Below are 3,376 nucleotides of genomic sequence, written 5' to 3' on the forward strand. Positions count from 1 at the left end.
CGGTGTCATCGAGGAGCACGCAAACGGTCTGGGCCATCGCACAGACGCGCACACGTCACCCACCACGTGAATCCTCTGATCGCGTCAGTGCACTAGAACGTTCGTGCAACGGCTTGCACTCACGCCACCTTCGGTTTCATAAATGAAGTAACCAAACGAGTCGCCCAGCCCGTCCACGCCGAGTTCGTCCAAAATCTCGTCAGAGAGGGGTGATAGGCAGACGTAATGACCAGGGCGCAGCTCATAGCGGAAATGTGAGTCGTCCATGCTGGCCTCCGAAGTCGAATACGATGTCTACGAGTCTCCGCGTCTGAACCCTCTCCAGTTTGGCGACTACGTAGCCGCCGAAGGCAAGGGCTGCGAAACGGTCCTACGGACCGCCAAGTTTTGCAAGCGAGGGCCCAGGGTCCGCGCTTGGTTCGCAAGGCAGCAAATTGGATCGTATCTCACAAGCGCCAGCCGATCCATCGGGCACCTAGACGCTGCCGAAATCGAAGCCCGAAGGGATGCGGCCAACGCATCCCTTGGCCAGCAGAAGCGGGACGACGCCAGCCTGAGTGCCGACCGACTGGCTTCCTTCACTAAGATGTTGAACAAATTAAAGTTTGCAGGGAAGGATCTCGTTGCCCTGGACGAAGAACAGTCAGATATAAATATTGGCGGTGTATCAATAAAAGCAAATATTTCATGCTTGGTTAAAAGCGTTTCTCGATCTGACGTCAGCCGTGTTGGAGCAATATTCCTAAATACGCAGTCCGGAAAAGGCTTGGGTGAAAGAGAGGCGACTGCTGCGAAGCGCAAAAAGGCTGGCGAAACCGTCTCTCTGTTAGTTTTGCGTCGTGTAATAAATGAATTTTCAGATCTTGGTGAACCTCATCCAGATGATTGTATGCATATCTACATAAATGCTGGGCATTTCTGAACGGCCCCAAAATCTTATCAAAATCGCCTGGGGGACTTAGAGGCGGATGCTCGCGGCATTGAAAGCCGCTGGGCCAAGATCACTCCCCCTGCGGATTTTGATCCGGCAAAGGCCAACTTTCACAGATAGCAAGCCTACTTCGCCCGCCACACCTGTCCCGCCTGCGTCCGCTCTCCCTCCACCATCCGGCTCGCGCGCATCTTCCTGAGCGCGCAGCCGACACGCCGCGTCACGTCCGTGAGCAAGCGCCGGTCACGGCTGTCCTTCCCTTCCGTCTGGCACACTGATTCGGCCAACTGGCGGGCCGTCATGGGCTCCACTGCCTTGCGTAGCTCGGCCAGGAGGTAGTCCCGTAGCTCGTTGCGGTAGAACAGGACGATACGGGCCGCGCGAGGCGTGGAGCCCACGAGTTCGCCGCGATAGCCGCAGGCGTCGAGAACCCGATCCAAGGTCTCTATGTCGTTCGCCAGGACCGCCATGCGCTCGCGCAGATCGGCGTTCTCTCGGCTTAGTTCCTCGCGCTTGGCGAGCAATCCATTGATGAGGGTCTGATCCTGCATTTTGCCATCATAGGCGATGGCATTGGCCTTTACCTGGCGTGCTTTTTGGTGCATTTGCTCCATAAGGCCGGGAAGCCGCCAGCCGTATTCCCGATCGCTGCGCGCATGGATCAGCGTGTCGTGGGCGGCCAGATACGAAGTATCTACAGGCTCCCACGGTGCAGTGCCAAGGGTCGAACCGGCCCCTACAGGTTCCAGCGAGACAGGCCAGTGAGAGCCGTAACGTCGGCGCTGGCGGGTATTCGCCCAAGAGCATGCCCAAGGCCGTTCGTACCTGTCATGCCGTCCCGCTGCCGACAGACGGAGTTTCGCAGCCCAACTTACTGGCCGAGTTCCAGACGCTCGGGGCCGTTGCGAACGCCTACCTCGGCGGGGTGATGCCGCCAGAGCTTACCCTTGCCGTGCGCGCGGCTCAACGGGCGAGGCTCGTGACACAGGAGACGGTCGCTCGCCAGATCGGCGTCAGCCGCCCCCAGCTCGCCAATGCGCTGCAGGGTCGGTTCGGCCTCAGCCAGAGTGCGGCGGCGAACCTCATGCGGTGGCTAGAAGCGGTCTGATCGGCGCGGCTATGTCACCCTTCCGGTCGCTGGATCAACAGCGAAGACCATGACCCCTCCTGCATGATGAACGGGCGGATCAGCTTTCTTCATTGGTTTTGGCTCTAACCCGGGGCGCTGGGCGAGATGCTGCGCCCGTGATGTCCACACCCCATAGGGCGGATCAGAGGGAGGGCCATATTCTGCAGCGCCGAAAAACACCCTGTTTTGATCAGCAGCACCTCCCACCCAGCCATAAGGGGCGCCAGGAAGGCCGCCGCCTGGAACTACATTCAGGTAGCTATCGACGGTGGGCGTAGCGCCGGGTTTCTCCAACGCCCCAGCCTCAAGCTGACGGCAAGCGAGTGCGATGTACCGGGGGATTTCCCGGTCTTTGGCGTAGTAGGCAACGAGCCGGCGCGCGATCCCGAGTTGGGCCGCCGCAGCATCAAGGGTGAAGCCCGTCCGCTTCAGGAATGCCGTAAAATCCGAGTTGGTCATGACCTCTTCGGCCATTTCCTCGACGCTCTCCGCACCGATATCAAGATCGTCATTGCCCGGCCAGACCAGGGATGCGCCCCACTCGCCCACCTTCACGGAGCGGAATAGCTCGGGGTTGTCGCGAAGCGGCTTGAACACCTTGAACGTAAAAATTATCGGAGCGAGATCTACGATATCGGTGCGCCACGTGCGTGAGCCGGAAGCCCAAGTAACGGACACGCTGAAAGGCCCGTTGGCCGGCTCGACGCTGGCAAGCTTCGGCAGGGCTCGCCCAACAGTGATGGTATCAGTCGCGCTCATTGAGGCGTCTCCATTCCGTCATCAGGGCTTCGGTTTTGTCGGCGGCCCAAGCTACGGTCTCGGCCAGCATTTTGCGGCTGCAGGTGCCTTCAATGACCTGAAGCGTCTGGATATCCACGAGGGCGTGATGATCTGGACCGAGAATGTGAAAATGAGGCGGATTGTGCTCGCGTGACCGAACCTCAAGCCGGAAGCCGTCGAAGGTTTTGAAAGTTGGCATTCGCCCTCGCTTCCCCTCACTGAGGAAGATAGTGCATGTGGTGCACTGTAGCAAGAGCGACGAGAGGGAGCATCACGAAGCCCATGACAGCCGCTCAACCTCGGCGTCCAACTCCGCGTTGGTGACGATACCTGAAGGGTTCAGGCGGTCTCGCATTGCCTTCCCTGGACGGAATTGCGGTAGCCGCTTCGCCTCGACCGTCACAGTCTCCCCCGTCTTCGGGTTCCGGCCGGATCGCCTAGAGGCTGTTATGAACCGCTTGCCAGTTGAGCGGCCTGTTTGAGCATGAGTCAGACGAAGGCGACGATGTGGAGATCGGCGAGTGTGCTGGGATAGC

General features: G+C 59.5%; 6 protein-coding genes and 1 pseudogene. 2 read left to right on the top strand and 5 right to left on the bottom strand.

What is annotated here, in order from left to right:
- Window positions 1–84: 84 nt before the first annotated feature.
- Complete coding sequence (locus ASG60_RS22925) at window positions 85–267, bottom strand: hypothetical protein (protein WP_156398939.1); 183 nt, start codon at window positions 265–267, stop codon at window positions 85–87.
- Between ASG60_RS22925 and ASG60_RS22930 the strand changes: the two genes are divergently transcribed.
- Complete coding sequence (locus ASG60_RS22930) at window positions 266–922, top strand: hypothetical protein (protein ID WP_156398940.1); 657 nt, start codon at window positions 266–268, stop codon at window positions 920–922. The genes ASG60_RS22925 and ASG60_RS22930 overlap by 2 nt on opposite strands.
- A 134-nt stretch (window positions 923–1,056) precedes the next feature.
- On the opposite strand, the gene ASG60_RS16780 is transcribed toward ASG60_RS22930, so the two are convergent.
- Window positions 1,057–1,482 carry a hypothetical protein gene (locus tag ASG60_RS16780; protein WP_156398941.1) on the bottom strand — a complete coding sequence of 142 codons (426 nt, stop codon included), beginning with the start codon at window positions 1,480–1,482 and terminating at the stop codon, window positions 1,057–1,059.
- A gap of 428 nt (window positions 1,483–1,910) precedes the next feature.
- Between ASG60_RS16780 and ASG60_RS23810 the strand changes: the two genes are divergently transcribed.
- A complete protein-coding gene (locus tag ASG60_RS23810; protein WP_162244804.1) occupies window positions 1,911–2,039 on the top strand; it encodes a helix-turn-helix transcriptional regulator in 129 nt (42 codons plus the stop codon).
- A 9-nt stretch (window positions 2,040–2,048) separates the two neighbouring features.
- Here ASG60_RS23810 and ASG60_RS22195 read toward each other — a convergent pair whose 3' ends face one another.
- The 3 genes and pseudogenes from ASG60_RS22195 to ASG60_RS23605 all read right to left on the bottom strand — a co-directional run.
- Window positions 2,049–2,819 carry a DUF2442 domain-containing protein gene (locus ASG60_RS22195; protein ID WP_082531803.1) on the bottom strand — a complete coding sequence of 257 codons (771 nt, stop codon included), beginning with the start codon at window positions 2,817–2,819 and terminating at the stop codon, window positions 2,049–2,051.
- On the bottom strand, window positions 2,806–3,039 hold the full coding sequence (locus ASG60_RS22200) for a DUF4160 domain-containing protein (RefSeq protein WP_082531804.1): 234 nt from the start codon (window positions 3,037–3,039) through the stop codon (window positions 2,806–2,808). The genes ASG60_RS22195 and ASG60_RS22200 overlap by 14 nt, the downstream gene beginning before the upstream one ends.
- 72 nt (window positions 3,040–3,111) lie before the next feature.
- Window positions 3,112–3,282, bottom strand: a pseudogene (locus tag ASG60_RS23605) (HU family DNA-binding protein); the annotation flags it as partial.
- Between the last annotated feature and the right edge of the window lie 94 nt (window positions 3,283–3,376).

Source organism: Methylobacterium sp. Leaf469, assembly GCF_001424745.1.
Classification (GTDB): domain Bacteria; phylum Pseudomonadota; class Alphaproteobacteria; order Rhizobiales; family Beijerinckiaceae; genus Methylobacterium.

Bases quoted from the DNA above. Each gene is read 5' to 3' on its own strand.
- ASG60_RS22195 (WP_082531803.1), bottom strand. From the start codon at position 2,819: ATGAGCGCGACTGATACCATCACTGTTGGGCGAGCCCTGCCGAAGCTT.
- ASG60_RS22925 (WP_156398939.1), bottom strand. From the start codon at position 267: ATGGACGACTCACATTTCCGCTATGAGCTGCGCCCTGGTCATTACGTC.
- ASG60_RS22200 (WP_082531804.1), bottom strand. From the start codon at position 3,039: ATGCCAACTTTCAAAACCTTCGACGGCTTCCGGCTTGAGGTTCGGTCA.
- ASG60_RS16780 (WP_156398941.1), bottom strand. From the start codon at position 1,482: ATGCAGGATCAGACCCTCATCAATGGATTGCTCGCCAAGCGCGAGGAA.
- ASG60_RS22930 (WP_156398940.1), top strand. From the start codon at position 266: ATGCTGGCCTCCGAAGTCGAATACGATGTCTACGAGTCTCCGCGTCTG.